This is a genomic window from Alishewanella maricola, assembly GCF_016343785.1.
Taxonomy (GTDB): domain Bacteria; phylum Pseudomonadota; class Gammaproteobacteria; order Enterobacterales; family Alteromonadaceae; genus Alishewanella; species Alishewanella maricola.
Genome location: NZ_JAEINI020000003.1, coordinates 335,701 through 362,053 on the forward strand (window position 1 = coordinate 335,701; position 26,353 = coordinate 362,053).

The 26,353-nt window shown below is 44.6% G+C and carries 22 protein-coding genes; 5 read left to right on the forward strand and 17 right to left on the reverse strand.

The features are described from left to right. The first annotated feature begins 204 nt into the window (after positions 1-204). From JAO78_RS06955 to JAO78_RS06970, 4 genes are all read left to right on the forward strand, one after another. Complete coding sequence (locus tag JAO78_RS06955) at positions 205-3,057, forward strand: bifunctional diguanylate cyclase/phosphodiesterase (protein ID WP_226750642.1); 2,853 nt, start codon at positions 205-207, stop codon at positions 3,055-3,057. An 87-nt stretch (positions 3,058-3,144) separates the two neighbouring features. Then, the gene (locus JAO78_RS06960; protein WP_226750643.1) at positions 3,145-4,284 is read left to right on the forward strand and encodes a dicarboxylate/amino acid:cation symporter; all 1,140 of its coding nucleotides are present in this window, start codon (positions 3,145-3,147) and stop codon (positions 4,282-4,284) included. 75 nt (positions 4,285-4,359) lie between these two features. Next, complete coding sequence (locus JAO78_RS06965; protein ID WP_226750644.1) at positions 4,360-4,602, forward strand: DUF1289 domain-containing protein; 243 nt, start codon at positions 4,360-4,362, stop codon at positions 4,600-4,602. 143 nt (positions 4,603-4,745) lie between these two features. Continuing rightward, entirely contained in the window at positions 4,746-6,113 is a 1,368-nt protein-coding gene (locus JAO78_RS06970) for a M28 family metallopeptidase (protein WP_226750645.1), read from the forward strand. A gap of 117 nt (positions 6,114-6,230) precedes the next feature. Here the strand turns inward: JAO78_RS06970 and glmU are convergent, their stop codons facing one another. The 17 genes from glmU to mioC form a co-directional block, all read right to left on the reverse strand. Further along, positions 6,231-7,595: a bifunctional UDP-N-acetylglucosamine diphosphorylase/glucosamine-1-phosphate N-acetyltransferase GlmU gene (gene glmU, locus JAO78_RS06975; RefSeq protein WP_226750646.1), complete on the reverse strand. Its 1,365-nt coding sequence runs from the start codon at positions 7,593-7,595 to the stop codon at positions 6,231-6,233. A 341-nt stretch (positions 7,596-7,936) separates the two neighbouring features. Continuing rightward, positions 7,937-9,835 carry an alpha/beta hydrolase family protein gene (locus tag JAO78_RS06980; RefSeq protein WP_226750647.1) on the reverse strand — a complete coding sequence of 633 codons (1,899 nt, stop codon included), beginning with the start codon at positions 9,833-9,835 and terminating at the stop codon, positions 7,937-7,939. Between the two features lie 186 nt (positions 9,836-10,021). Further along, entirely contained in the window at positions 10,022-11,971 is a 1,950-nt protein-coding gene (locus tag JAO78_RS06985; RefSeq protein WP_226750648.1) for an alpha/beta hydrolase family protein, read from the reverse strand. A gap of 200 nt (positions 11,972-12,171) precedes the next feature. Beyond that, on the reverse strand, positions 12,172-12,588 hold the full coding sequence (locus tag JAO78_RS06990; protein WP_226750649.1) for a F0F1 ATP synthase subunit epsilon: 417 nt from the start codon (positions 12,586-12,588) through the stop codon (positions 12,172-12,174). A 22-nt stretch (positions 12,589-12,610) separates the two neighbouring features. Further along, a complete protein-coding gene (gene atpD, locus JAO78_RS06995; RefSeq protein ID WP_226750650.1) occupies positions 12,611-13,996 on the reverse strand; it encodes a F0F1 ATP synthase subunit beta in 1,386 nt (461 codons plus the stop codon). 32 nt (positions 13,997-14,028) lie between these two features. Beyond that, positions 14,029-14,892 (reverse strand): F0F1 ATP synthase subunit gamma, encoded by an 864-nt coding sequence (gene atpG, locus JAO78_RS07000; protein ID WP_226750651.1) that lies wholly within the window; start codon positions 14,890-14,892, stop codon positions 14,029-14,031. Positions 14,893-14,944: 52 nt separating this feature from the next. Continuing rightward, complete coding sequence (gene atpA / locus JAO78_RS07005) at positions 14,945-16,486, reverse strand: F0F1 ATP synthase subunit alpha (protein WP_226750652.1); 1,542 nt, start codon at positions 16,484-16,486, stop codon at positions 14,945-14,947. A 13-nt stretch (positions 16,487-16,499) separates the two neighbouring features. Beyond that, the gene (atpH, locus tag JAO78_RS07010) at positions 16,500-17,033 is read right to left on the reverse strand and encodes a F0F1 ATP synthase subunit delta (protein WP_226750653.1); all 534 of its coding nucleotides are present in this window, start codon (positions 17,031-17,033) and stop codon (positions 16,500-16,502) included. Positions 17,034-17,044: 11 nt separating this feature from the next. Continuing rightward, positions 17,045-17,515 (reverse strand): F0F1 ATP synthase subunit B, encoded by a 471-nt coding sequence (gene atpF, locus JAO78_RS07015; RefSeq protein WP_226750654.1) that lies wholly within the window; start codon positions 17,513-17,515, stop codon positions 17,045-17,047. A 44-nt stretch (positions 17,516-17,559) separates the two neighbouring features. Then, positions 17,560-17,793, reverse strand: coding sequence for a F0F1 ATP synthase subunit C (gene atpE, locus JAO78_RS07020; RefSeq protein ID WP_062483651.1), 234 nt, complete (start codon positions 17,791-17,793; stop codon positions 17,560-17,562). A gap of 43 nt (positions 17,794-17,836) precedes the next feature. After that, a complete protein-coding gene (gene atpB / locus JAO78_RS07025) occupies positions 17,837-18,697 on the reverse strand; it encodes a F0F1 ATP synthase subunit A (protein ID WP_226750655.1) in 861 nt (286 codons plus the stop codon). 14 nt (positions 18,698-18,711) lie between these two features. Next, positions 18,712-19,137, reverse strand: a complete 426-nt coding sequence (locus JAO78_RS07030; RefSeq protein WP_226750656.1) for an ATP synthase subunit I — start codon at positions 19,135-19,137, stop codon at positions 18,712-18,714. Positions 19,138-19,221: 84 nt separating this feature from the next. Beyond that, positions 19,222-20,100, reverse strand: coding sequence for a ParB/RepB/Spo0J family partition protein (locus tag JAO78_RS07035; RefSeq protein ID WP_226750657.1), 879 nt, complete (start codon positions 20,098-20,100; stop codon positions 19,222-19,224). Between the two features lie 26 nt (positions 20,101-20,126). Continuing rightward, positions 20,127-20,924, reverse strand: coding sequence for a ParA family protein (locus tag JAO78_RS07040; protein WP_226750658.1), 798 nt, complete (start codon positions 20,922-20,924; stop codon positions 20,127-20,129). A gap of 19 nt (positions 20,925-20,943) precedes the next feature. Next, entirely contained in the window at positions 20,944-21,570 is a 627-nt protein-coding gene (gene rsmG / locus JAO78_RS07045; RefSeq protein ID WP_226750659.1) for a 16S rRNA (guanine(527)-N(7))-methyltransferase RsmG, read from the reverse strand. A gap of 9 nt (positions 21,571-21,579) precedes the next feature. Then, a complete protein-coding gene (gene mnmG, locus JAO78_RS07050) occupies positions 21,580-23,469 on the reverse strand; it encodes a tRNA uridine-5-carboxymethylaminomethyl(34) synthesis enzyme MnmG (protein WP_226750660.1) in 1,890 nt (629 codons plus the stop codon). A 462-nt stretch (positions 23,470-23,931) separates the two neighbouring features. Further along, the gene (gene mioC / locus JAO78_RS07055; protein WP_226750661.1) at positions 23,932-24,384 is read right to left on the reverse strand and encodes an FMN-binding protein MioC; all 453 of its coding nucleotides are present in this window, start codon (positions 24,382-24,384) and stop codon (positions 23,932-23,934) included. Between the two features lie 161 nt (positions 24,385-24,545). Between mioC and JAO78_RS07060 the strand changes: the two genes are divergently transcribed. Next, positions 24,546-26,321 (forward strand): DEAD/DEAH box helicase, encoded by a 1,776-nt coding sequence (locus JAO78_RS07060; protein ID WP_226750662.1) that lies wholly within the window; start codon positions 24,546-24,548, stop codon positions 26,319-26,321. Positions 26,322-26,353 lie beyond the last annotated feature (32 nt).

Sequence of the window (26,353 nt, forward strand, 5' to 3'; positions counted from 1 at the left end):
TAATTAACCTTACCTTAGCTAAACTTAGTATAGGCTGAATGTGAGCAACGCTTACCTGTAAAGGCCTTTTTCTTTGCTTTAGCACGAGTAATCCACGGTAAACTCCATGATGTTTTAGTTTTTTTGCCTGTTTTCAAAAGTAGATCAAACGTATTTTGTTACCTTATGCTAGCCTTGAAGCTAAGCTATAAGAATTAGGTGGCTATGACTGCATTACTGCAAAAGGTATTTAATCGCGTTTCACATGCCAATATTTTCGCGATCCCCGCAATAATCGCGTTGATTATTTTGATTTTTTCACCCTTTGTCAGTCGGCTGATCCCTGGCATTAGCGACATAAATTACCTACCGCTGCACTCTATTTTAGAAATTATTTCGGTTAGTTTTGCCTTTATGATTTTTGCCGTCAGTGCTGAGCGTATTCTGATTAGCATGAATATCCGCACCGCCATCTTGGCTTGTGCTTTTTTGGCGGTAGTTTGTTTTGATTTATCGCATTTATTATCTTTTACTGGCATGCCTGACTATGTCACCCCTAGCGGCCCACAAAAAACCATCTATTTCTGGCTTGCTGCCCGCTTCACCGCCGCTGTAGCGTTATTCTTAGCGGTACTGCCACTGGCCAATCGGCCCATTAAACAAGCCGTCTTTGTAAGTATGCTGGTTGTAACCGTAGCGATAATTGCGCTAGTACATATGGTTATTTTTTATCACACCAACGCATTACCCACGGTCTATGTGCCACAGCAAGGCCTAACCTTAACCAAAATTGCTGCGGAATATCTGTTTATTAGTTTGAATATTTTGACCATCTTGTGGATGCGCTTTGGCTATGCTCAAAACACTCACTATTATGCGCCAGCTTTATATACGGCAATGTGGTGCTTATTGTGTAGCGGGTTTTACTTCACCTTATATCTTGATATGCACGACGCCTTTAATGCTGTTGGCCATGTTTTTAAAATTGCAGCTTATTTATTTTTGTACCGTGCGCTGCTGCATGAAGTGCTGAGTAAACCTTATTTAACGTTGATAGAACGCGAAGCGGATATCTCTGCCACTTTGGCGGCGATCCCCGATGTGTTATTTGAAGTGGATGATGAAGAGCGCTTTTGTCAGGTTAAAAATACCGATAAAGTCCCCATGTACCTGCCACCTGAGCATTTTTTAGGCAAAACTTTAGCGCAATGTATGCCGAAAGAGGCTTATATTGCGGGTCAAAAGGCTATTGCTCAAGCGCGCCAGTCAGGCCGCTCTGAGCCTTGTAGTTATCCTTTACTGATCGAAGGCAAAGTTTTCTGGTTTCAAGTGATTGCCGCACGACGCCAAGCCAAGTCAAACAAGCCTCGCTTTGTCTTAGCGGTACGGGATATCACCCAGCAAATGTTAGCGGAAGCCGAACTGAAGGTAAACGCATTGGCGTTTTATACGCGTGAAGGCATTATGATTACCGATGCCAATAATCATATTATTAAAGTCAACCCGGCTTTTTCTTTTATTACCGGCTATGAAGCCCATGAAGTCGTTGGCAAATCACCGTCGATACTAAGCTCTGGGCAACATGATGCCGCCTTTTACAAAAAAATGTGGCTAGCGCTAAGTGAAAACGGTTTATGGCAAGGTGAGATTTACAATAAACGCAAAAACGGTGAGATATTTCCTGAGCAAGTCGTTATCAATGCTTTAACCGATCAGCAAGGCACTGTTACTCATTATATCGCCAGCTTTAATGACATTAGCAAAGCAAAAGCAGACCAGCAATATATTCATCAATTGGCGTTTTATGACCCGCTGACCAAATTACCCAATCGACGTTTATTGATCGAGCGCACTGCGCAAGCACAAACGCATAGTGATCGCAGCGGGCATTACGCAGCCTTGTTTTTTATTGATCTCGACCACTTTAAACAACTGAATGATAGCCTTGGCCATTCATATGGTGATGAACTATTGCGGCAACTTAGTGAGCGTTTACAGCAGGCCATTCGGGAACAAGATACTTTAGCAAGACCAGGCGGCGATGAGTTTATTTTGTTAGCGCAATTCAACAGCAGTGAACTAACCAAAGCCACGGAGGATGCCCATCAGTTGGGCCATAAGTTATTAGAGATTATCAACAACCCTTTTGAATTGAAACAACATCACTATCAAATTTCAGCCAGTATTGGGATAGCGTTGTTTAATGATAATAAGAAAAATATTGATGATTTAATGTCTTCAGCTGATCTTGCGATGTATCACTCGAAAGAAATGGGGCGTAATCAACTGTACTTTTTCGAACCGGGAATGCACAAAACGCTACGAAAAAAACAACGGTTAGAACAATCATTAAAACAAGCGATCAGCAAACAACAACTAAAATTGTTTTATCAACCCAAGGTTAATAGCCAAGGTCAGATCGTCAGCTATGAAGCACTGATCCGCTGGTTTCATCCAGAATTTGGTTTGATTACACCTAACGACTTTATCCCCTTAGCGGAAAACTCATATCTTATTAATGAAATAGGCGAATGGGTGTTAACAACGGCTTGTCAGCAAATACGCGTATTCCAACAACAAGGTACTCCTTTGCCCATTGCCGTTAATGTCAGCGAGCGACAATTAGTGCAGAAAAACTTTGTTGAAATTGTCAGCAGTATTGTGCAAAACAGTGGTATTGATCCCCACCTTTTAGAGCTTGAAATAACCGAAAGCATGCTTAATGAAGATTTGGAAAACACACGAATAAAACTATTGGCGTTAAGCAAGCTGGGCATCACATTTTCACTTGATGATTTTGGTACGGGTTATTCCTCGCTAATTTATTTAAAAAACCTACCGATCACCGTTCTCAAAATTGACCGATCTTTTGTGCATGAGTTTTTAACGCAAGAAACCGATTTGGCCATTGTAAAAACCATTATCGCCATGGCAAAGTCGTTATCATTGCATGTGGTTGCAGAAGGTGTTGAGCAACAAGAGCAATTTGAAATGTTAATGAGTTTAGGTTGCGATTTGTTTCAAGGCTACTTATTTGGTAAACCCGAGCCACTTACACCGCCAGAGCCGACAGAATAAGTCTGGTCGGCTCGCGAGCACATATTAAGTTATGTTATGCTCAGATCGCTACCCCAAGGGATACCTCATAACTAGAACGAGAACACTATGGCACTGATACTAAAACTGATTGCCGGCATTGTGCTGGGTATGTTGTGCGGTCTGTTTGCACCGCACTGGCTAACGCAACTACTGCTGACCTTTAAAGGCCTTTTTGGCCAACTGTTATTTTTCACCATCCCATTATTAATCTTATTTTTTATTACTAGTGGTATTGCGGCCTTGCCTCGCAATTCAGGTAAATTACTGGGCCGCACGCTGGGTATTGCCTATTTGTCGACGATTTGCGCAGGTACCTTAGCCTTTATCGTTGCGGCGTTAGTTGTGCCGATGCTGGCGCCTGCAACTGCCGATTTAGCCAGTATTGATGGCGTAAATTTAACACCTTATATCGAGATGAATATTCCACCGGTGTTTAATGTAATGACCGCTCTTGCACTCGCCTTTGTATTCGGTTTAGGTATTGCTAGTACGCAAGCCACTTCGCTAAAGCAATTATCTGATCAAGGCCGCGATATTATTCAGCTGTTATTGAGCAAAATTATCATTCCCTTTTTACCGCTTTATATTGCAGGCGTTTTCGCGCAAATGGCGGCGGCAGGTACGGTGTTTGTTACCTTAAAAACCTTTGGCATTGTGTTAGTTTTAGCCTTGGTTCTCCATTGGTTATGGATCGTACTGCTATTTACTGTTGCAGGTTTAAAAGCGGGTAAATCACCACTGAGCTTAATCAAAACCATGTTGCCCGCCTACTTTACTGCGCTGGGTACCATGTCGAGTGCAGCCACGATCCCGGTATCACTGCAGGCCACCAAAAATAATGGCGTGAAAGAAGACGTTGCTAATTTTGCAGTACCCTTATGTGCCACGGTGCATTTATCAGGCTCGACCATTACTATCGTCAGTTGCGCTGTGGCAGTGATCATGATGAAGAGCAATCTGGAGATCCCATCTTTATTTACCATGTTGCCGTTTATCCTTACCTTAGGTGTGGTGATGTTGGCGGCGCCAGGTGTTCCTGGTGGCGCAGTGATGTCGGCCGTGGGCTTACTTGGTTCAATGCTCGGTTTTGGCGAAGGCGCTATTGCCCTGATGATTGCCCTCTATATGGCGCAAGATAGCTTTGGTACCGCCTGTAATGTCACCGGCGACGGTGCCATTGCCGTGTTAGTAGATCAAGCCGACTAACCGTAAACCGGCATATCGCCAAGCGATGTGCCGGTATCAAACACACCCTAATATTTTTCAGTAAAAGAGCTGTTCATGACCATTTCTTCGCCCTGTGTGGCATGCTGCAAATTAGATGAGCACAAAGTATGTGTTGGTTGTTACCGACATATCAATGAAATTGTCGACTGGAATCGGCAAAGTGAAGCCGACCTAGTATTAATTATGCAAAAAGTCGCCTTACGCCGCGAACACTACCAGCAACAAGATGCCAATAGCATCGCCACCTCACCGATCACCCAAGCTGAATGGCAAGCGGCAAAAGCGCAGCGTAAATAAGCGTAAAACACCGTGTTGTGTTGCCATCCGTGCAACAACAAAAAAAACCATCACAGATATACTGCAACTGACCGCAAGCATCACAACCAAGTATTCAGCTAATCTGTATAGTAAACCTGAGTTGACTCAAACTAGGATCGATTATGTTTACTGCCCGTACTTATCTGGCTGCCTTGTTACTCGCAGCCTTACCCGCACAAGCTCAACAAAATGATAATAAACAACAAATGTTGCATGCGATTGCCGAAGCCCCTTCTGCTGACAATATTAAACGCGATATTGAGAAGCTAGTGAGTTTTGGTACTCGCCATACTTTGTCTGAAACCGAATCGGATACGCGTGGGATTGGCGCAGCACGACGCTGGATCAAAGCTGAATTTGAAAAAATCTCCGCTGAATGTGGAGGCTGTTTAGAAGTATCTTATTCTACAGGGGTGATCAGCGGTGAAGCACGCATCCCCAATGCCACGGAAGTAGTCAGTGTTATTGCCATCCAACGCGGTAAAACCGACCCTAATCGTTTCGTCATTATGTCAGGTGATATTGATTCTCGGGTATCCGATGTGATGGATTTTACCAGTGATGCGCCAGGTGCGAACGATAACGCTTCGGGTGTAGCCGGCACGTTAGAAGCCGCCCGCGTATTAAGCAAATATCAATTTAACGGTAGCATTGTTTATGCGGCTTTAGCTGGTGAAGAACAAGGCTTATTTGGCGGCAAAATATTAGCACAACAAGCCAAAGACGCAGGCTGGCGCATTAAAGCGGTATTAAACAACGATATGATTGGCAATACCGCCGGAATTAACGGTGTGGTCGACAACACCACGGCGCGCGTGTTTGCTGAAGGCACTCGGGCCAACGAAACCGAAGCCGAAGCGCGCAGTCGCCGCTTTACTGGCGGTGAAAACGACTCACCGACGCGTAACCTTGCCCGTTATATTGATTTGATCGCAGATAACTACATGACAAACTTAGATGTGATGCCAGTCTATCGGTTAGATCGTTTTGCCCGTGGTGGTCATCATCGGCCTTTTAACGATTTAGGCTACCCAGCCGTACGTATTATGGAAACCAATGAGCACTATGATCGCCAGCATCAAGATTTACGCACCGAAAATGGCATCGTTTATGGCGACACCATTGATGGCGTTGATTTTGCGTATGCCGCAAAACTAACGGCACTGAATGCCGTTAGCTTAGCCAGTTTATCTTGGGCACCTAATCCACCTGCCGACGTAACGATTAAAGGCGCAGTAAGTGCCAATACCACTTTGTCATGGGCCGCTCCCTTGCCGCAAGAAGACAAACTGGTAAAAGGTTATAAGATTTACTGGCGTTATACCGACGCTTCAGCTTGGCAATTTAGCCGTGAAGTGGGCAAGGTAACCGAATTTACCTTGGAAAACGTAGTCATTGATAACTACTTTTTTGGTGTAGCCAGTGTTAGCCAAGATGGCATTGAAAGCCCTGTGGTCTTTCCAGGCGCAGCGGGTTCCTTTGGTAATTAAACATCAATGAGCCTAAGCATTTACGGTAAGCTTTTACAGTATGTACCCCAGGCTAAACTAAAACAAAAAAGCCGGTCTTTTCATGACCGGCTTTTTATTAGCGCTTAAGACGCGCGTTTATTTTTTAATTTTAACTGGGCGCTGCCAGTCAGTAATATGCCGCTGTTTAGCACGAGCGACGACTAACTCACCCGCTTCGGCATCACGGGTTAATACGGTTCCGGCACCCACAGTCGCATTTTTACCTACGGTTACCGGTGCAACCAGCGCACTATTTGAACCAATAAAGGCCCCATCTTCGATAGTTGTGACAAACTTATTGGCACCATCGTAGTTACAGGTAATGGTTCCGGCGCCAACATTCACTTTGTCACCAATGACCGCATCACCTAAATATGTTAAGTGATTCGCCTTAGAGCCTTGGCCTAAGGTGGTTTTTTTCATTTCAACAAAGTTACCAACATGGCTGTCATCTAGCATAACCGTGTCTGGTCGTAAACGAGCGAAAGGGCCAACCGAGCAATCACTGCCTACGCGAGCTTTTTCAATCATCGAATTAGCTTTTATCTCGGTGTTATCGCCGATAACACAGTCTTTTAAAATACAGTTAGCGCCAATAGTTACACCTTTACCCAGCACAACTTTGCCTTCGAAAATAACGTTGATATCAATCATTACGTCATTGCCTACTTCAACACTGCCGCGCACATCAATTCGCGCCGGATCACGTAAGTTAGCGCCAGCTAACATCAGCTCTTCTGCTTTACGCTGTTGATAGGCCCGCTCTAATGCCGCTAGTTGCACACGGTTATTAGCCCCTTCAACTTCCATCGGATTTTGCGGTTGTGCAGTGGTAATGGCGACACCTTCGCTGTGCGCCATGGCAATAATGTCGGTGAGGTAATATTCGCCTTGCGCATTGCTGTTCGATAAGCGGCCTAACCAGCCTTTAAGCTGTTTGCCTGGCAGCGCCATAATGCCGCTGTTGACTTCAGTGATCTTAAGCTGCTCGGCTGTGGCATCTTTTTGTTCAACAATGCCTGTTACTTTGCCGTTTTCCCGCACGATACGACCATAACCGGTTGGGTTAACTAAGTTCACCGTTAAGATAGCCAAACCGTCAGCGGGTTTAACGGCTAACAATTGCTGCAAGGTTTCAATACGAGTTAACGGCACATCGCCGTATAACACCAGTACCGTATCGTCATCGGCGATATTGGGGATGGCTTGCGCCACCGCATGGCCAGTACCCAACTGTTCGGCTTGCAACACCCAATGCAGTGGCTGTTCACCCATTGCCGCTTTTAATTCGTCAGCACCATAGCCATAAACCAGTTGCGGTTTAGCTGCACCGAGCGCACGCGCAGTATCAATAACGTGTTGTACCATTGGCCGCTCAGCCACCTTGTGCAATACCTTAGGTAAGTCTGATTTCATACGGGTGCCTTTACCGGCAGCCAAGATCACTACATTTAATGCCATAACCAATTATCCTTAACGTTTTAATGCGGCTATTCTACCTGAAAACACCATGGCTTGTGGACGTTTGCGGTTTAGATTTTGTTCATCTGGCGCTGCTTAATAAGCAGACACAGTTAAGTACGCCTTTTGCGATGGGTAAATCGTAATAAATAGCCATGGCCGCAGTTGTGGCCTGTGCTCAGTGCTCAGTGCTCAGTGCTCAGTGCTCAGTGCTCAGTGCTCAGTGCTAAGCTATAGCGATCTCGACTAACAAGTCTACAGACTAGTAACCGGGTTATTAACAAATAAAAAGGGCTAACACCAACGGTGCTAACCCTTTTAGTTGCTCATTAAAAAGCGATTTAATTCGCAGCTTGTTTATCGCCAATATATTTATCAAAGAAAGCTAACATTTTTTGCCAGCGCTCAACGTTATTCTCGGGTTTATAAAAGCCATGACCTTCTTTTTCTTTCACTAACCACTCATAAGGATGGTTACGTTTATCCAGTTCTTCTCGTAAGCGGTATGCGTGAATAATTGGCACGCGCCTATCCTCTTCACCATGGATAATAAAAACTGGCGCTTTTAATTTATCCAAATGTTTAATCGGTGATTGCGCATCCAGTTGCTCTTGGTTACGACCAATTGCCATTTCTAAATAATTAATGCCGCTTTTACGTTCTTGAATATCACCATCGGTATACATTAAGTTTAAGTCAAAAACGCCAACAAAACCGACAGTACATTTATACAAATCCGGTTCGCGCACTGCACTCATCAAGGCGGCATAGCCACCATATGAACCACCGTAAGCGCACACCCGATCTTGATTAACAATACCCTGCTCAACCAAATGCATGACACCATCTGTCATGTCATTAATCATTGTTGTGCCCCAATTCTGGTAACCCGCTTGTAAAAAGCTCCGTCCAAAACCGCCTGAGCCGCGAAAGTTTGGCTGTAACACCGCATAACCGTGTTGCGCTAACACTTTGGCATCTGGATTAATTTCTAAAAAATCTCTTGGACCATGCGGGCCACCATGCGGATTCATAATTAAGGGTAAGTTTTTCGCTTCAACGCCACGAGGTAAGGTTAGGATGGCATGAATGTCTAAACCGTCTCGACTTTTATAAATAATTGCCTTCGTTTCAGCCAATAATTCTGACTTCATCCAAGGACGACCATTTAACAAAAAGCTTAACTGATTATTTTTGGTGTCAAACAGATAAAATTCTGGCGGATGGTTAGCCGAACGCGTGGTAAGAACCAAAATACTGTTGTCTCGAGTTGCTGAGTTAATAGCAATTTTCTTTCCTGGAAAGGCTGCTTTTAAGCTTTGTAAGTAACCACTGAAGGTTTTATCTTTAACGTCAGCAAAAAACACATCCTCATGCGTCTCATATTCATAAGAAGCGCCTATCACTTCTTTTAAAAACCCGTCTTCGATACTGAAACTCGGTGTAACATCTACTTTCGGGTGATGAGCTAGTATTTCTTCTTTACCCGTTTCTGGATCCATAACACTTAACGCTTTGGTATCCGTTTGAATATCACTTATCCCCACTACTCTTTTATTATCCGCTAAAAACGCGATGGGTAAAAAACTACCATCACGCTGGCCATAACGGCGTAAAGTAACCCAATCTGATTTTTCATCCTTGCGGTACATCATGACCATTTCGTTGTCATTATCTTGGTCTTCACCCACCGCCATCCGTGCTACACCGTTATTGTCAGTAATCATGCCTGAAGAGCGCATTGGTGCTCTGGCCACCTGCCTAGTACGACCATTTTCAATATTTAACCGCTTAACTAAACTAAATGACCCTTTACGGTTTGGTGTGCTGGTTGTAATAAGCACATACTTGTCATCATCTGGTAAATAGTTAATCACTTGTGCGGGATCTTTTTCTGTTTCAGAACGATAACCCGTTAGCATTCGGGCATTAGAGCCATCCGCATTTACCGCAAAGATTTCACCGGTGCCAACCGGTTGCTCTAAAGCACCGATATCACGCACTAAGGTGATCAATAAACGCTCATTATTAGCCCAGTCGATAGAGCCGATAGAATCTCGGCCAGTAAAGTGACGAACGCTGATAATTTTGTTTGATTTAATATCAATAACGTTGAGGTAAACGTTGCCTTCTTCACTGCGGCTAGTCGCCGCTAAGTATTTACCCGATGGCGATATTTCAATTTCAAGAAACTGGGAAGGGCGTGCAAAATCTTCCAAGGTTAACTCTGCTGCCTGCACAGAAAAGACCGCAAAAAATAGGCAACTTATTAGTAGTGCTCTCATTTTATTTACCTCAATTTTTATCAAAGCGTAAGGCTAAATCGCTTTATTATTATTTAAATTCGCAACAACGCGTAAAATATCAAAATAAAAAAGGGCTGTTATATAAGGTATCAGCCCATGTTTAAGATAATAATTTATCTGTTAATTGGCCGCTTGCTTATCACCGATATATTGATCAAAAAAGGCTAACATCTTTTGCCAGCGCTCAACGTTATTCTCGGGTTTATAAAAGCCATGGCCTTCTTTTTCTTTCACTAACCACTCATAAGGGTGGTTACGTTTTTTCAATTCATCACGCAGTACTTCGGCTTGGATCAGCGGCACGCGTTGATCTTCAGTGCCATGAATAATAAAGATAGGAGCTTTTAGCTTATCAAGATTTTTGATGGCCGATTGTGCATCTAAGCGCGCTTTATCACGGCCGATATACATTTCTAACGTATTTAAGCCGCCTTTTGATTCTGTGGTATCACCATGTTCATACATTAAATTCAAATCTGACATACCGACAAAGCTCACCGCACACTTATATAAATCAGGTTCACGCACCACGCTCATTAATGAAGCATAACCACCGTAAGACGCACCGTAAACACAAACGCGATTAGCATCAACCATGCCTTTATCGATCAGATGTTTCACGCCATCGGTCATATCATCGATCATAGTGGTGCCCCAGTTTAAATAGCCCTGCTGCAAGAAGGAACGGCCAAAACCACCTGATCCGCGAAAGTTTGGCTGTAACACCGCATAACCATGTTGAGCTAACACTTTGGCATCAGTATCAATTTCTAAATAATCCCGAATACCATGCGGGCCACCATGCGGTAATAAGATTAATGGTAAATTTTTAGCGGCTTTGTCTTTAGGTAAGGTCAGTACAGCATGAATATCTAAGCCATCACGCGAGGTGTAAAATATCGACGATGTTTGTGCCAACTGTTCAGCTTTCATCCAAGGCTGACCGTTCAAAAGATAACTTAATTGCATATTGCGCGTGTCAAACAGATAAAACTCGCGCGGGTGATTGGCCGAATGAACAGTTAACACAGCCAAGCTGTTATCTTTAGTAATCGAGGTAAAATTAACTTTTTTGTCTGCAAAAGCGGCACGTAAACCTTGTAAATAACCACTAAACGTTTTGTCTTGAATATCTTCAAAGTAAACTTCTTCGTAGATATCATGTTCATACGAAGCACCGATGACTTCATTTATAAAGCCGTTTTTAATACTGTAGATTGCCGAAACATCCACTTTAGGATGATGGGCAATGATTTCCTCTTTACCGGTTTCAGGATTAAGAATACTAATGGCTTGCGTATCGGTTTGCGTATCGCTAACGCCAAGCACATGTAAATTATCAGGCATAAATGACAATGGCGTGAAAGAGCCATCACGTTGACCATAACGACGCAAAGTCTCCCAATCCGCTTTTTCATTTTTGCGGTACATCATGATCATTTCATTATCGTTTTCTTGATCGATACCAATAGCGATCCGTGCAACACCTGTGCGATCGGTCATCATGCCGGAAGAGCGCATCGGCGCGCGCGCCACTTGCCGAGCACGGCCATTTTCGATGTTCAGACGTTTAATTAAACTAAAAGACCCTTTGCGGTTGGGTGTTGATGTGACGATTAACACGTAATTTTCATCTTCGGGTAAATAGTTAATGACGGAAGCGGGCGTTTTTTCATTATCCGCACGGTAGCCCGTTAACATACGCGCATTAGAGCCATCGGCATTTACGGCAAAAATTTCACCCGTGCCCACCGGAGACTCTAAAGCACCAATATCACGCACTAAGGTAATTAAGATCCGCTCAGCATTAGCCCAATTAATTGAACCAATCGAATCTCGCCCCGTAAAATGGCGAACACTAATAATTTGATTGGTTTTTATATCAATAATTTGCAAATAAATATTACCCTCGTCACTGCGTGAAGTTGCAGCGAGGTATTTTCCGGTAGGAGATATTTTAATATCCAAAAACTGTGCAGGGCGTGCATAGTCTTCTAAAGTAAGATTTTGTGCCTGCACAACGATAAGGCATGATGCTATCAATAGTAGAAAACTATACAACGAGCGCATAAAACGATGTCCTGTTATTTTTTATTTTTGCCAACAATTTAATATAAATACCTTTCAGAATTGAAACAAGTTTTAAACGAATTTATCTGAGCTGTTAGTCTGCCAATTTTGGTTTATCACGCTATTTTTAGTCTTTGCACAAATTGTAGGCAAAAAAAAACCACCCTTAGGTGGTTTTTTTATCATTTATCAATGGAAACTTATTTCTTACGCAGTTTTTGTATCACGCGCAGCTGAGCAATGGCTTCGGCCAATTGCGCGGCTGCTTCGGCGTAATTAAAGTCAGCGCTGGCATGCTGCATTGCTTCTTCTGCACGTTTCTGTGCGTCTAAAGCCGCTTGCTCATCTAAGTCTTCACCGCGTACCGCTATGTCTGCGAGCACCGTGATCATATCGGGTTGTACTTCAAGTACGCCACCGGCAACATAAATCAGGTGTTCTTCGCCAAACTGCTTTACGATACGGACCATGCCAGGTTTCAGGGTGGTCAGTAACGGGGCGTGGAAAGGTAACACACCTAACTCGCCCTCACTGCCTGTGACCTGCACGGATTCGACAAGGCCTGAGAAAATCTTTTCTTCGGCACTTACTACATCCAGTTGCACTGTCATCGCCATCTCGCTCTCCTAAAGCCTGAACTTAAAGTTTCTTCGCTTTTTCGATCGCTTCGTCGATTGAACCAACCATGTAAAACGCCTGTTCTGGCATATGGTCGTATTCACCGGCCAGGATACCTTTAAAGCCACGGATAGTTTCTTTCAGCGGAACGTATTTACCTGGCGAACCAGTGAATACTTCAGCAACGAAGAATGGCTGAGACAAGAAGCGTTGGATTTTACGCGCACGGTATACAGTTGTACGGTCTTCATCAGACAGTTCGTCCATACCTAAGATGGCAATAATATCTTTTAGCTCTTTGTAACGTTGCAATACCGTTTGTACGCCACGTGCCACTTCATAGTGCTCTTTACCGATAACCAATGGATCTAACTGACGAGAAGTTGAATCCAATGGGTCGATGGCTGGGTAAATACCCAGTGAAGCGATGTTACGGCTTAATACTACCGTCGCATCTAAGTGCGAGAACGTTGTTGCTGGTGATGGGTCAGTTAAGTCATCCGCAGGTACGTAAACGGCTTGAATAGACGTGATAGAACCGGTCTTAGTCGACGTGATACGCTCTTGTAGTACACCCATCTCTTCCGCTAGCGTTGGCTGGTAACCTACTGCTGAAGGCATACGACCTAACAACGCAGATACTTCAGTACCCGCTAGGGTATAACGATAGATGTTATCGACGAAAAACAGTACGTCACGGCCTTCATCACGGAATTTCTCAGCCATGGTTAAGCCGGTTAACGCAACGCGTAAACGGTTACCTGGTGGCTCGTTCATCTGACCGTATACCAACGATACTTTATCGAGTACGTTAGAGTCTTTCATTTCGTGATAGAAGTCGTTACCTTCCCGTGTACGCTCACCTACACCGGCGAATACTGAATAACCGCTGTGCTCGATGGCGATGTTACGGATCAGTTCCATCATGTTTACGGTTTTACCTACACCGGCACCACCGAACAGACCTACTTTACCACCTTTTGCGAACGGACAAACCAAGTCGATAACCTTGATACCGGTTTCCAACAAGGCATTTGACGCCGCTTGATCTTCATATGAAGGCGCAGCGCGGTGAATTGACCAACGCTCTTCTTCACCGATTGGGCCCGCTTCATCGATCGGCTCACCCAATACGTTCATAATACGGCCCAGAGTCGCTGTGCCGACTGGAACCTGAATTGCTTTACCGGTATTACTTACCGCTGAACCGCGACGTAAACCGTCTGTAGTACCCAGCGCGATAGTCCGTACCGTACCGCCACCCAGCTGCTGCTGAACTTCCAGCACTAAACCAGCTAGATCACCGTCGGTCACGTTTAACGCGTCATAGATACCAGGTACCGCATCTTGTGGAAAGTCGATATCCACAACGGCGCCAATGATTTGGACGACCTTACCTTGACTCATGATGTTTCCTCAAATTTGCAAAACTCTTAACCTTAGCCTACAGCTGCCGCACCTGCGACGATCTCGCTGAGCTCTTGGGTAATCGCGGCCTGACGTGCTTTGTTGTACACGAGTTTCAGGTCGTCCATCAGGTTACCGGCGTTGTCGGTTGCGGCTTTCATTGCCACCATCCGCGCTGCATGTTCACTGGCAGCGTTTTCAACAACACCTTGATAAACCTGAGATTCAATATAACGAGACAACAACATATCCAAAATAGGTTTCGGATCTGGCTCGTATAGATAGTCCCAATTATGCTCTTTTTGTGCGATGTCTGCTTTTGGCAGAGGTAACAGTTGATCGATCACTGGCTCTTGCTTCATGGTATTAACAAACTTGTTGTATACCAGGAATAAGCGGTCGATCCGGCCTTCGTTAAATGCTTGCAGCATTACTTGCACCGAACCAATCACATCAGCCAAACGTGGTACGTCACCTGAACCCGATTGTGCAGCGACCACTTTACCACCGAAGCGCTTGAAGAAGGCGGCGGCTTTATTACCGATTACGGCAAATTGAGCATCAACACCTTGCTGTTTCCAGTTCTTCAGTTCGATAGCGACTCGTTTAAACTCGTTGGTATTCAGGCCACCGCAAAGACCACGGTCAGTAGCAATGACGATGTAACCCACTCGTTTCACGTCACGATCCGCTAAATACGGATGACGATATTCGAGCGAACCATTCGCCACATTACCAATCACTTTGCGCATACCTTCAGCGTATGGGCGAGTTGCAGCAACGCGGTCTTGCGCTTTGCGCATTTTGCTGACCGCAACTTTTTCCATAGCACTGGTGATCTTGCGAGTATTATTAATACTCCCAATCTTACTTTTTATCTCTTTACCACCGGCCATGACTGTATCTCCGTTTTTTCAACGAATGGGGTGGCTAAGCCACCCACATTGCTTACCAGGTCTGCGTCGCTTTGAATTTATCAATAGCGGCTTTGAACGTAGACTCGATTTGGTCGTTGTAGTTACCGGTTTTATCGATTTCAGCCATCAGCTCAGCGTGTTCAGCTTTCATAAAGGCGATTAATCCTGCTTCAAAATCAAGGATTTTGGCAACATCAACATCTTTCATAAAGCCTTTTTCGATAGCGAAAATAGACACACCCATCTCAGCAACTGACATCGGGCTGTACTGTAACTGTTTCATCAGCTCAGTCACCTTTTGACCATGCTCTAACTGAGCACGGGTTGCATCATCTAGGTCAGAAGCAAACTGCGCGAACGCGGCTAATTCTGAATACTGAGCTAAGGCTAAACGGATACCGCCACCCAGCTTTTTGATGATTTTAGTTTGCGCTGCACCACCTACCCGCGATACTGAAATACCGGCGTTAACGGCAGGGCGAATACCTGCGTTAAATAAGTCAGTTTCTAAGAAGATCTGACCATCGGTAATTGAGATCACGTTAGTGGGTACGAAAGCAGAAACGTCACCCGCTTGTGTTTCAATGATAGGTAAGGCGGTTAATGAACCGGTTTTACCTTTCACTGCGCCTTTAGTGTATTTTTCAACATAATCGGCATTAACACGCGATGCACGCTCAAGTAGACGAGAGTGTAAATAGAATACGTCACCTGGGTAAGCTTCACGACCTGGTGGACGACGTAACAGTAATGAGATTTGACGGTAAGCAACTGCTTGCTTAGATAAATCATCATATACGATTAGCGCATCTTCACCATTGTCACGGAAGTATTCGCCCATAGTACAGCCAGAGTATGGCGCTAAGTATTGTAACGCAGCGGCTTCAGAAGCAGAGGCCACAACCACGATAGTGTGAGCTAAAGCACCGTGCTCTTCTAATTTACGTACTACGTTAGCGATCGTAGAGGCTTTTTGACCAATTGCCACATAAACGCATTTAACGCCAGTGGCTTTTTGGTTGATGATAGCATCGATTGCCAGGGCCGTTTTACCGGTCTGACGGTCACCGATCAGCAATTCACGCTGACCACGACCGATCGGGATCATCGCATCAACCGATTTGTAACCGGTTTGCATTGGCTGATCAACTGATTGACGTTCGATTACGCCAGGTGCAATTTTTTCTACTGGCTCAAAACCTGCAGCTTCAATTGGACCTTTACCATCAATTGGCGCACCGAGTGTGTTAACTACACGACCTAATAAGCCTGGGCCTACAGGTACTTCTAAGATACGACCAGTACTTTTAACTTTTGTGCCTTCCGTTAAGTCCGCATACGGACCCATAACTACCGCACCTACTGAATTACGTTCTAAGTTCAGTGCGATTGCATAACGGCTGCCAGGAAGCTCTATCATCTCACCTTGCATACAGTCTGCAAGGCCATTGATACGGATAATACCGTCAGTTACCTGAACGATAGTACCTTCGTTACGAGCTTCACTGACCACGTCGAACTGAGCAATACGACTCTTGATCAGTTCAGATATTTCTGTGGAATTCAGTTGCATTCTCTGTTCCCCATTAAGACTGCAGCGCAGTTGCTAAACGATCCAGCTTACCGCGGACCGAGCCATCAATTACCATGTCACCTGCTTTAATCAGCATTCCGCCGACTACGTCAGGATTGACGCTACAGTGCAATTTAACCTTGCGTGCCAAACGTTGCGATAATGCAGCTATTAGCTTGTCTTGTTGTGCAGTATTCAGCGTGGTGGCAGAAGTTACTTCAACAGTAATTTCTTTTTCATACGCTGCTTTATGCTCAATAAAAGTTGCTAATACTTCAGGCAACGCCAACAAGCGGTGATTTTCAGCCATAACTTTAATAAAGTTGCGACCTTGCTCATTGAGTTGCTCACCACATACCTGGATAAACAGGTCGGCCTGCGTTTCGGCAGTGCCGTTAGTACGCAATATGGCAGCAACCTGTTCGTGTTTTGCTACTTCCGCAGCGAACACCAGCATTTCTAACCATGCGTCCAATGCTTTTTGCTCAACAGCAAAGTCAAAGGCCGCTTTTGCGTAAGGACGAGCAATATTCGTCAAATCAGACATAGCTCACCCTCTTACAGTTCTTGTACCAGTTTTTCCAGGATGTCAGCGTGAGCCGCTTCGTCAATAGAGCGTTGCAGAATTTTCTCTGCGCCGGCTACCGCTAAGGCTGCTACCTGCTTGCGTAAATCTTCACGTAAACGATTGCGTTCAGCTTCAATTTCAGTCTTGGCTTGTGCCAGGATATTGTCGCGCTCAGCAGAAGCTTTCGCTACCGCTTCGTCCAGCATTTTCGCTTCACGCTTTTTCGCTTGCTCGATGATTTCAGCCGCTTGTGCTTTGGCATCTTTTAACTGATCTTTTGCTTTGTCCTGGGCTAAAGCCAAGTCTTTTTCAGCACGATCAGAAGCCGTCAGTCCGTCTGCGATTTTCTTCTGGCGCGCTTCAATTGCATTACTCAGCGGTGGCCAGACGAACTTCATACAAAACAGTACAAAGACGACAAAAGCGATTAATTCTCCGATAAGAGTGGCGTTTAAATTCACGTCCGCTCCTCCTTATTTAGTTGTTCGAGTTTAAAAACCTTAAATTACATTGCGAACAACATGTACATGGCGATACCTACACCGATCATAGCTACGGCGTCGATAAGACCAGCAAGGATGAACATTTTAACCTGTAGTGAAGGGGCTAGTTCTGGTTGACGAGCACAAGCTTCTAAGAACTTACCACCCATGTTACCGAAACCTAGCGCAGTGCCGATAGCACCGAAACCGATTAACAGCGCAACTGCGATTAATTTGATAGCTACTGCAATTTCCATTTTTATCTCCGATATTTCAAGTTTAAGTTAAAGTTTAAAAAAATTAATGATTGTCCGAACTGGCCATGCTCAGGTAAACAATGGTCAGCATCATAAACACGAACGCCTGCAATACAATTACCAGGATGTGGAATACCGCCCAAACAAAGTGCAGTGGTAACTGCAACAAGCCAATGGCACCAATCAGGATAAAGATCATTTCGCCCGCATACAGGTTACCGAATAAACGTAGTGCCAGCGAGAATGGCTTGGCTACTAAGGCAATCAGTTCAAGTAATAGGTTAAATGGGATCAGTACAATTTGCAGCGGTACGTTTTTGGTGCTGAAAGGATGCAGCGTTAACTCTTTAATAAAGCCAACAACACCTTTAATACGGATTGAATAACCGATCATCAATATGAATACGCCCAATGCTAAAGCGGCGGTCATGTTGATATCAGTTGTGGGTACGATCTTCATGTAAACATCATGCGAGTCCATACCAAAGAAGGTGGCTCCGACCCAACCAGCAAAGGCTGGCAAGAAGTCAACAGGTACTAAGTCCATCAAGTTCATTAGGAAAATCCAAACGAAGATGGTCAGTGCCAGCGGGGCAATAAGTTTACTTTTACCGTGGTAGGTATCTTTAACGTTGGCAGCAACGAATTCGATAACCATTTCCACAAAGCATTGAAATTTACCCGGTACGCCGGTTGTCGCTTTTTTAGCGGCGCTACGGAACAATAATATAAATAAGAGGCCTAAGCCAATAGACCAAGCGAGCGTATCAATGTGCCATGTCCAGAACCCGGCCTCGCTACACGCTTTGTTAAATGCGACACTACCGTCAACGGTACACATTTTGGCGTTAGTAAGGTGGTGCTGAATATGACTGGATAGCGTTAACTCTTCACCTGCAGCCATGTTTCATCCCAATGTTAATGTTTAAAGAAAAAAGGTGCTGTCCATTGTGTGAGCAGGGTAAGCAAAAATCCGGTAAGAAAAGGTCCCGCTACCGTTTGCTCTTGTTGAAAAACCACTGCACACAACACTACTGTTAACAATACTTTCATTGATTGGCCGCGCATCATTGAAGCCGCCACCAATTCTGCTTTATCTGCGCCGCTGTGACGAAACGCAAAAAAAGCGAATGCAAAATTCGCTATTACTGCCACTAAACCGCCTTTAAAAGCCGATTTAGCCGCTGCGGCATCTGCCGCAATCAGAAAGAATAACACCACCAAGGTTGCAAACACTGCTTGAAACAAAACTAACAAATATGCAGCTTTACGACTTTGCTGGCTATTTGGCTCAGCCACTGTAATTGCCTCTGAAAACGCCCGAGAAGGGGTTACAAAAAACATGCGAAAGTATACTTATTTGCCCCTGATTTGCAACTAAAAGCGGCTTAGACGTTAGTCATGTAGCGATCTTGGAGAAAATTTTAGCTATTCTGATTGTTCGTGGCCTAACTTACCTAAAATGCCATCTAATTCATCTAAACTATTATAGGCAATCATTAAACTGCCTTTGCCTTTTTTGTTGTACTGAATTTGCACAGGCGCAGCAAAGCGATCACTTAAGCGTTGTTCAAGTGCAATCACATCGGGATCCTTTACTTTTGGCTCGGGTACAGGTGCTGGTTCAAGTATTTTCCGCACCAAATTTTCAGTATCACGTACCGTCATTTGTTTAGCCGCCACTAAACGGGCAGCATCAGACTGGTCCGCATCTGATAAAGCTAATAAAGCCCGTGCATGCCCCATTTCAATATCGCCATGCTCTAACAACAATTTCACATCATCGTTTAATTGGTTTAAGCGTAAAAGATTGGTGACAGTGGTGCGTGATTTACCGACCGCATCAGCCACTTGTTGATGGGTTAATTCAAATTCAGATAACAAGCGTTGCAGTGCTATGGCTTCTTCCATAGCATTAAGATCTTCGCGCTGAATATTTTCAATCAGCGCGATAGCCACGGCAGCTTCGTCAGGCACATTTTTGATGAGACAAGGCACTTCGGCAAGTTGTGCCAATTGCGCTGCTCGCCAACGGCGTTCACCCGCGATAATTTCATAGCTGTTTTCGGCTAAGGTACGAACAACGATAGGTTGAATAACCCCTTGCGCCTTGATTGAACTGGCCAGATCGTCTAACGCTTCTTGTGACATGTCTTTACGCGGTTGATATTTACCAGGGCGTAGAAACTCTACTGGAATAGTTTGCAGTTCCGATTTAATCGGTGCGACATCTACTGTGTTAGTAGGTTTACTTGCTGTGAGTAATGCATCAAGCCCTCGGCCTAAACCGCGTTTTTTTAAAGACATGCGAAGTGTAATTCCTTTAGAGGCTGTTAGCTGGTTAGGTGAGCTGCTGTGCTACTTTTCTTTTCAGATCGCCGTAATATTTCACCTGCTAAAGCGAGATAAGCTTTAGCGCCTGTCGAGCTTTTATCGTAATACATTACCGGTGTACCAAAACTTGGCGCTTCGGCAAGCCGAACATTACGCGGAATCACCGCACGATACACCTTATCACCAAAATGTTGTTTTAATTGCTCAGACACATCGTTGGCTAAACGATTACGGGGATCATACATGGTCCGTAATATGCCTTCGATTTTCAGATCGCCATTGATTACCGCGGCTAATTTATTAATGGTTTCAACTAAAGCGGTTAAACCTTCTAGCGCAAAATATTCACACTGCATCGGCACTAATACGCTGTCAGCTGCGGCCATTGCGTTAACCGTCAACATATTCAAAGAAGGTGGGCAATCGATAAAAATAAAATCGTAACTGCTTTTGTAAGCTTTCAATGCGTTCTTCAAACGAAGTTCACGAGCAAAAACATCCATCAGGCGTACTTCGGCCGCTGTCACATCAGAGTTGGCCCCGATCAGATGATAACCACCGGTCGTTTCTTTTACGACCACTTCTGATAAGGGTTTTTCATCGACTAATAATTCGTAAGCACTGGCGGCTAATTCATATTTATCGACACCGCTCCCCATAGTGGCATTACCTTGAGGATCAAGGTCAATAAGCAGAACTTTACGTTTTGTTGCGGCCATAGAGGCAGCCAAATTCACCGCTGTGGTTGTTTTACCCACGCCGCCTTTTTGGTTAGCTATTGCGATGATCTTGCCCACAAGGATCCCTCTTTGACGATTAGACTTTTTTAAGAATAACCAAATGACGCTGCGCATCCAGCTCTGGTACTTGTAAGTTTTGAATAGCTGTTACTTTAACAAAATCCTGCAAAGCTGCAATTTCTTCTTGCACTGCAGCGCCCTTCATGGCGAAAAACTGGCCGTTTAGCCCAGGTAAATGCTGACACCAGTTCAGCATATCATTAAGTGAGGCAAATGCGCGGCTTATTACACCATCATAACCGGGTTGGGGTTGATGATCTTCAACTCGGCTTTGTAGTGGGAAAATATTGTTTAAGCCTAACTGTAATTTCACCTGATTTAAAAAACGTATACGTTTTCCTAAGCTGTCTAACAAGAAAAATTGTTTCTGTGGATAGTAAATGGCCAATAACACACCAGGTAAACCAGGACCGGTGCCAACATCAATAAAACGTTCGCCGATTAAATAGGGTGCAACAACCAGGCTATCCAATACGTGCTTGATGAGCATTTCTTGTGGATCACGTACTGAAGTGAGGTTGTAAGCGCTATTCCATTTATCCAATAACCGTACATAATCCACGCATTGTTGTAATTGTTGTTCAGTTAATTGCAGATCGGTTTGTGCAACTAGCCGGCGTAAAGGGCTTAATAAATCAGTCATGCTTTTCCTTTAAGCGCTTTTACGCAGTAAACCTTGTTTTTTTAAGTACACCAACAGTAAAGAAATCGCTGCGGGCGTAATGCCTGAAATACGTGATGCTTGGCCAACCGTTTCTGGTTGGGTTTGGTTTAGTTTAACGATAACTTCATTCGATAAACCTTTAACCGAGGCATAGTCGAAGCCTGCAGGCAATTTTGTTGCTTCGTTGCGTTGCTGCTTAGTAATTTCTTCTTGTTGACGGTTAATATAGCCTTCATATTTGATCTGAATTTCAACTTGTTCAGCTGCTATCGGATCAGCTAAACAGGGCCCTAATTCAGCAATGCTAATTAATTGCTGATAAGTGACTTCAGGACGGCGGATCAATTCTTCTAAGCTGGCTTCGCGGGTTAAAGGCGTTTTAAGTAATTGATTAACTTCGTTTAAAGCTGGGTGTTGTTGATGGATCCAGCCTTGACGTAAACGTTGTCGTTCAAGTTCAATTTGCTCCATTTTTTCATTAAAGGCAGCCCAACGGATATCGTTTACTAAGCCTAGCTCACGGCCTTTACTGGTTAAACGAGCATCGGCATTATCTTCACGTAACATCAGCCGGTATTCAGCTCGGCTGGTAAACATGCGGTAAGGTTCTTTAGTACCCAGTGTTGTGAGATCATCCACCAGTACACCTAAATACGCCTGATTACGGCTTGGTGACCAACCGTCTTTTTCTTGGGCATACAATGCGGCATTTATCCCGGCTAGTAAGCCCTGTGCACCGGCTTCTTCATAACCGGTGGTACCGTTAATTTGGCCGGCAAAAAATAAGCCTTTGATAAATTTTGTTTCTAAAGTGGCTTTAAGATCGCGTGGATCGAAGAAATCATATTCAATGGCATAGCCTGGACGTGTGATATAGGCGTTTTCCATGCCTTTGATCGATCTCACAATACTGAGTTGCACATCAAACGGTAAACTGGTTGAAATACCGTTAGGGTATAGTTCATGCGTGGTTAAACCTTCTGGTTCAATAAAGATCTGATGTTGATCTTTATCAGCAAAACGCATCACTTTGTCTTCAATTGATGGGCAATAACGTGGGCCAATACCTTCGATCACGCCGGTATACATCGGTGAACGATCCAGGTTGTTACGTATTACATCGTGTGTTTTTTCATTGGTGTAGGTGATGTAACACGGGATTTGCGGTGGTTGATCGCTATGTTTGCCTAAGAATGAAAATACTGGCGTAGGATTATCGCCTGGCTGAGCTTGCATAACTGAAAAATCAACGGTGCGTGCATCGATACGCGGCGGTGTGCCGGTTTTTAAACGATCCACTCTAAAGGGTAAATTGCGTAAGCGTTTAGCCAAGGCGATAGACGGCGGATCGCCTGCTCGACCACCCGAAAATTGCTCTAGGCCAATATGGATTTGACCACCCAAAAAGGTGCCTACTGTTAGCACCACGGTTTTACTATGAAACTTTAAACCCATTTGCGTAACAACGCCTTTGACTTGATCTTGTTCAACAATCAGATCATCACAGGCTTGTTGGAAGATTTTAAGATTTGGTTGGTTTTCTAATATGCTACGAATAGCGGCACGATAGAGTTGCCGATCAGCTTGGGCACGAGTAGCACGAACGGCAGGGCCTTTTGAACTGTTTAAAGTTCTAAATTGAATACCACCTCGGTCTGCTGCCATAGCCATGGCGCCACCCAATGCATCGATTTCTTTAACTAGATGGCCTTTGCCAATACCACCAATAGCTGGGTTACACGACATTTGACCGAGGGTTTCGATGTTATGCGTTAGCAATAAAGTATTTTGACCAGCACGAGCTGCAGCTAAGGCGGCTTCAGTACCTGCATGTCCACCACCTACAACGATAACGTCAAAACTTTCTTGAAACAGCATACTTGCCTCGATCACATACAGATTAAAAACAGGGTGCATATTGTAGCCTGATCTTGGGTTGAGTGAAATGGGCAAAATAGGATCAGGATCGTGCTTAATATATATAAGATCTTTTTAGATCTTTTTTATTATTACTTCTATTAAGCAAGCCATTTGCAGTGGATAAGCCTTTTTACATACGAAGGATCAATGGATTAGATAAGATCAGATCCTGTGATCAAGCTTGGATCTACGTCAGGTGAAGCCGTGTGTAAGATCGTTACTTATCCACACTGAGCGCAGAAAATAATTTTATTATTGGGATAAATACAGCTTAATAACCGCATAAAAGACTAGTTATCAACATTAGTTATATTAGAAGTGTCAATATGTGTATAAGGTGTGGGGAAGCGGATCATAAGATCGTGGCGGCCATAGCATTGTTAGCATTCAGGGATCCCTTGTTTGGATCCCGCTGCAAAGTTATCCCAGATCAGATCCGGATAAGCTGTGGATAAACAAAGGTAGCCAAGCTTGGGCAATATCCTCTGGCAAGGCGTCTGTTTGTGCGTCAATATCTAAACCGTCGATAAGGCGTTTTGCACCGCGATTTTCTAATAAAGTGGCAATTTTTTGCCCTGCTAAGCAAAAAGTATCATAACTGGAGTCACCTAAAGTGATCACGGCGTAAGAAAGTGTGTTAAGATCACTGCGATCTTGTGCTAATTGATCCGCAAAGGGTTGAATATTATCAGGCAGATCTCCTGCGCCATAGGTGGATGTGATCACTAACCAGATGTGAGTCGGGTTTAGCTGATCCAAATCGGGTTGAAGATGAAGTTTAGTTTCATATCCCGCTTGTACCAGTGTTTCAGCAACTTGTTCTGCCACATATTCCGCTGCGCCCATTTGGCTGCCAACGAGGATTTCTATCATGGATCTCTTCCAGGTGGTAAATGACTGGCTATACTAATGGAATAAAATCGAGAAAAGCTACGGTTTTTGCTCGTTTTCGTGTTTTTACTGCATTGCAGGCCAAGTAAAAACAACAATAGCACTCCAACAAGCCTGCGTGTGATTTGAGGTTATAACAACGTATGTCTGAAACATTGTCTTTTTCCCAGCTAATGCTGCCGGAACCGCTTGTTCGTGCGGTTACTGAACTTGGTTATGAAACGCCTTCGCCTATCCAGGCAGCGGCTATTCCAAAATTATTGGCTGGCGAAGACGTATTAGGTCAGGCGCAAACGGGTACTGGTAAAACCGGTGCTTTCGCTCTGCCTTTATTGGCACGGCTAGATCCTGCGCAAAATGATCCACAAATTCTGGTATTAGCACCCACTCGCGAATTAGCGATCCAGGTTGCTGAAGCCTTTCAAGCTTATGCTCGCTACATGCCGGCATTTCATGTCTTGCCTTTATACGGTGGTCAAAGCTATACCAATCAACTTAAATCACTGAAGCGTGGTTCACAAGTTATCGTCGGTACGCCGGGTCGTATCTTAGATCACTTAGATCGCGGTACGTTGAAACTCGACAAACTGCGCGCTATCGTGCTGGATGAAGCCGATGAAATGTTACGGATGGGTTTTATCGATGATGTACAAACCATCATGGATGCAACCCCCGCAGGTCGTCAGGTGGCGATGTTCTCTGCTACCATGCCCGCGCAAATTCGCGCTATTGCGCAAAAGCACTTAAAAAATGCTGAAGAAATTAAAATTGCGTCGAAAACCAGTACCGTTGAGCGCATTACTCAGCGTTATGTGATGTTAGATTCTAATCAAAAGTTAGATGCGTTAACCCGTTTATTAGAAGGCGAAGAATACGATGCCAGCATCGTGTTCGTGCGTACGAAAAGTGCTACCGAAGAAATTGCTGAGAAATTGGGTGCCCGTGGTTATGCCGTTGCCTGTTTAAATGGTGACATGAACCAAGCACACCGTGAGCAAACGATTCGTCGGATGAAAGCCAGTCAGCTGGATATCATTGTGGCAACTGACGTAGCTGCGCGTGGTTTAGACGTTGAGCGTATTAGCTTAGTAGTTAACTACGATATTCCTTACGATAGTGAAGCCTATGTGCACCGGATTGGTCGTACGGGCCGCGCTGGTCGTGAAGGTAAAGCGATTTTATTCGTATCACCTCGTGAACGGCGTTTGCTGCGCACGATTGAACATGCAACTAAGCAGCCGATTGAGCAAATGAGCTTACCAAGCGGTCAAGTGATTGAGCAGCGTCGTATCGAGTCTTTCCGTGAGCAATTAGCACAAACGATTGAAACGCAAAATCTGAGCTTCTTCCAAGAGTTAGTGACAGATTGGCGTGAAAAATTAGAAACGACCGATGTTGATTTAGCGGCAGCCTTATTGTACTTAGCGCAAAAAGATCAGCCGCTAAACGTAGCGAAGCAATTTCCTGAATTACGCCAGCCGCATGCTCGTGGTGAACGTGAAGAGCGGCCACGTCGTGAGCGTAGCGATCGCCCAGCGGGTGATCGTCCAGAACGCGGTCCACGTGTGCGTCGTGAAATGAAAGGCGACTACAACACGTACCGCATTGAAGTGGGTAAAGAACACGGTGTTAGAGCCGGTGATATCGTTGGCGCTATCGCTAATGAAGCGAACATTGATAGCCAATTCATTGGTAATATCAAATTGTTTGACCATTTTAGTACGGTAGAATTACCGGCTACGATCCCAAATGAGATCTTCCAACACCTGAAAAAGGTTTATGTGCGTAAGCAGAAACTGAATATCAGTGTGGATACGGGTGCTGCGGCTTCTGGCGGTGAGCGTCGTCCAAGCACTGGCACAGGCCCTGGTCCGCGTCCTGGTGCGGCACCACGTGCACCACGCAAGCCAAGAGATTAATCTTTATTTGACTAAATTGCCTCGCTTTTGCG

Bases quoted from the DNA above. Each gene is read 5' to 3' on its own strand.
- JAO78_RS06955 (WP_226750642.1), top strand. From the start codon at position 205: ATGACTGCATTACTGCAAAAGGTATTTAATCGCGTTTCACATGCCAAT.
- JAO78_RS06960 (WP_226750643.1), top strand. From the start codon at position 3,145: ATGGCACTGATACTAAAACTGATTGCCGGCATTGTGCTGGGTATGTTG.
- JAO78_RS06965 (WP_226750644.1), top strand. From the start codon at position 4,360: ATGACCATTTCTTCGCCCTGTGTGGCATGCTGCAAATTAGATGAGCAC.
- JAO78_RS06970 (WP_226750645.1), top strand. From the start codon at position 4,746: ATGTTTACTGCCCGTACTTATCTGGCTGCCTTGTTACTCGCAGCCTTA.
- glmU (WP_226750646.1), bottom strand. From the start codon at position 7,595: ATGGCATTAAATGTAGTGATCTTGGCTGCCGGTAAAGGCACCCGTATG.
- JAO78_RS06985 (WP_226750648.1), bottom strand. From the start codon at position 11,971: ATGCGCTCGTTGTATAGTTTTCTACTATTGATAGCATCATGCCTTATC.
- JAO78_RS06990 (WP_226750649.1), bottom strand. From the start codon at position 12,588: ATGGCGATGACAGTGCAACTGGATGTAGTAAGTGCCGAAGAAAAGATT.
- atpD (WP_226750650.1), bottom strand. From the start codon at position 13,996: ATGAGTCAAGGTAAGGTCGTCCAAATCATTGGCGCCGTTGTGGATATC.
- atpG (WP_226750651.1), bottom strand. From the start codon at position 14,892: ATGGCCGGTGGTAAAGAGATAAAAAGTAAGATTGGGAGTATTAATAAT.
- atpA (WP_226750652.1), bottom strand. From the start codon at position 16,486: ATGCAACTGAATTCCACAGAAATATCTGAACTGATCAAGAGTCGTATT.
- atpH (WP_226750653.1), bottom strand. From the start codon at position 17,033: ATGTCTGATTTGACGAATATTGCTCGTCCTTACGCAAAAGCGGCCTTT.
- atpE (WP_062483651.1), bottom strand. From the start codon at position 17,793: ATGGAAATTGCAGTAGCTATCAAATTAATCGCAGTTGCGCTGTTAATC.
- atpB (WP_226750655.1), bottom strand. From the start codon at position 18,697: ATGGCTGCAGGTGAAGAGTTAACGCTATCCAGTCATATTCAGCACCAC.
- JAO78_RS07030 (WP_226750656.1), bottom strand. From the start codon at position 19,137: ATGTTTTTTGTAACCCCTTCTCGGGCGTTTTCAGAGGCAATTACAGTG.
- JAO78_RS07035 (WP_226750657.1), bottom strand. From the start codon at position 20,100: ATGTCTTTAAAAAAACGCGGTTTAGGCCGAGGGCTTGATGCATTACTC.
- rsmG (WP_226750659.1), bottom strand. From the start codon at position 21,570: ATGACTGATTTATTAAGCCCTTTACGCCGGCTAGTTGCACAAACCGAT.
- mnmG (WP_226750660.1), bottom strand. From the start codon at position 23,469: ATGCTGTTTCAAGAAAGTTTTGACGTTATCGTTGTAGGTGGTGGACAT.
- mioC (WP_226750661.1), bottom strand. From the start codon at position 24,384: ATGATAGAAATCCTCGTTGGCAGCCAAATGGGCGCAGCGGAATATGTG.
- JAO78_RS07060 (WP_226750662.1), top strand. From the start codon at position 24,546: ATGTCTGAAACATTGTCTTTTTCCCAGCTAATGCTGCCGGAACCGCTT.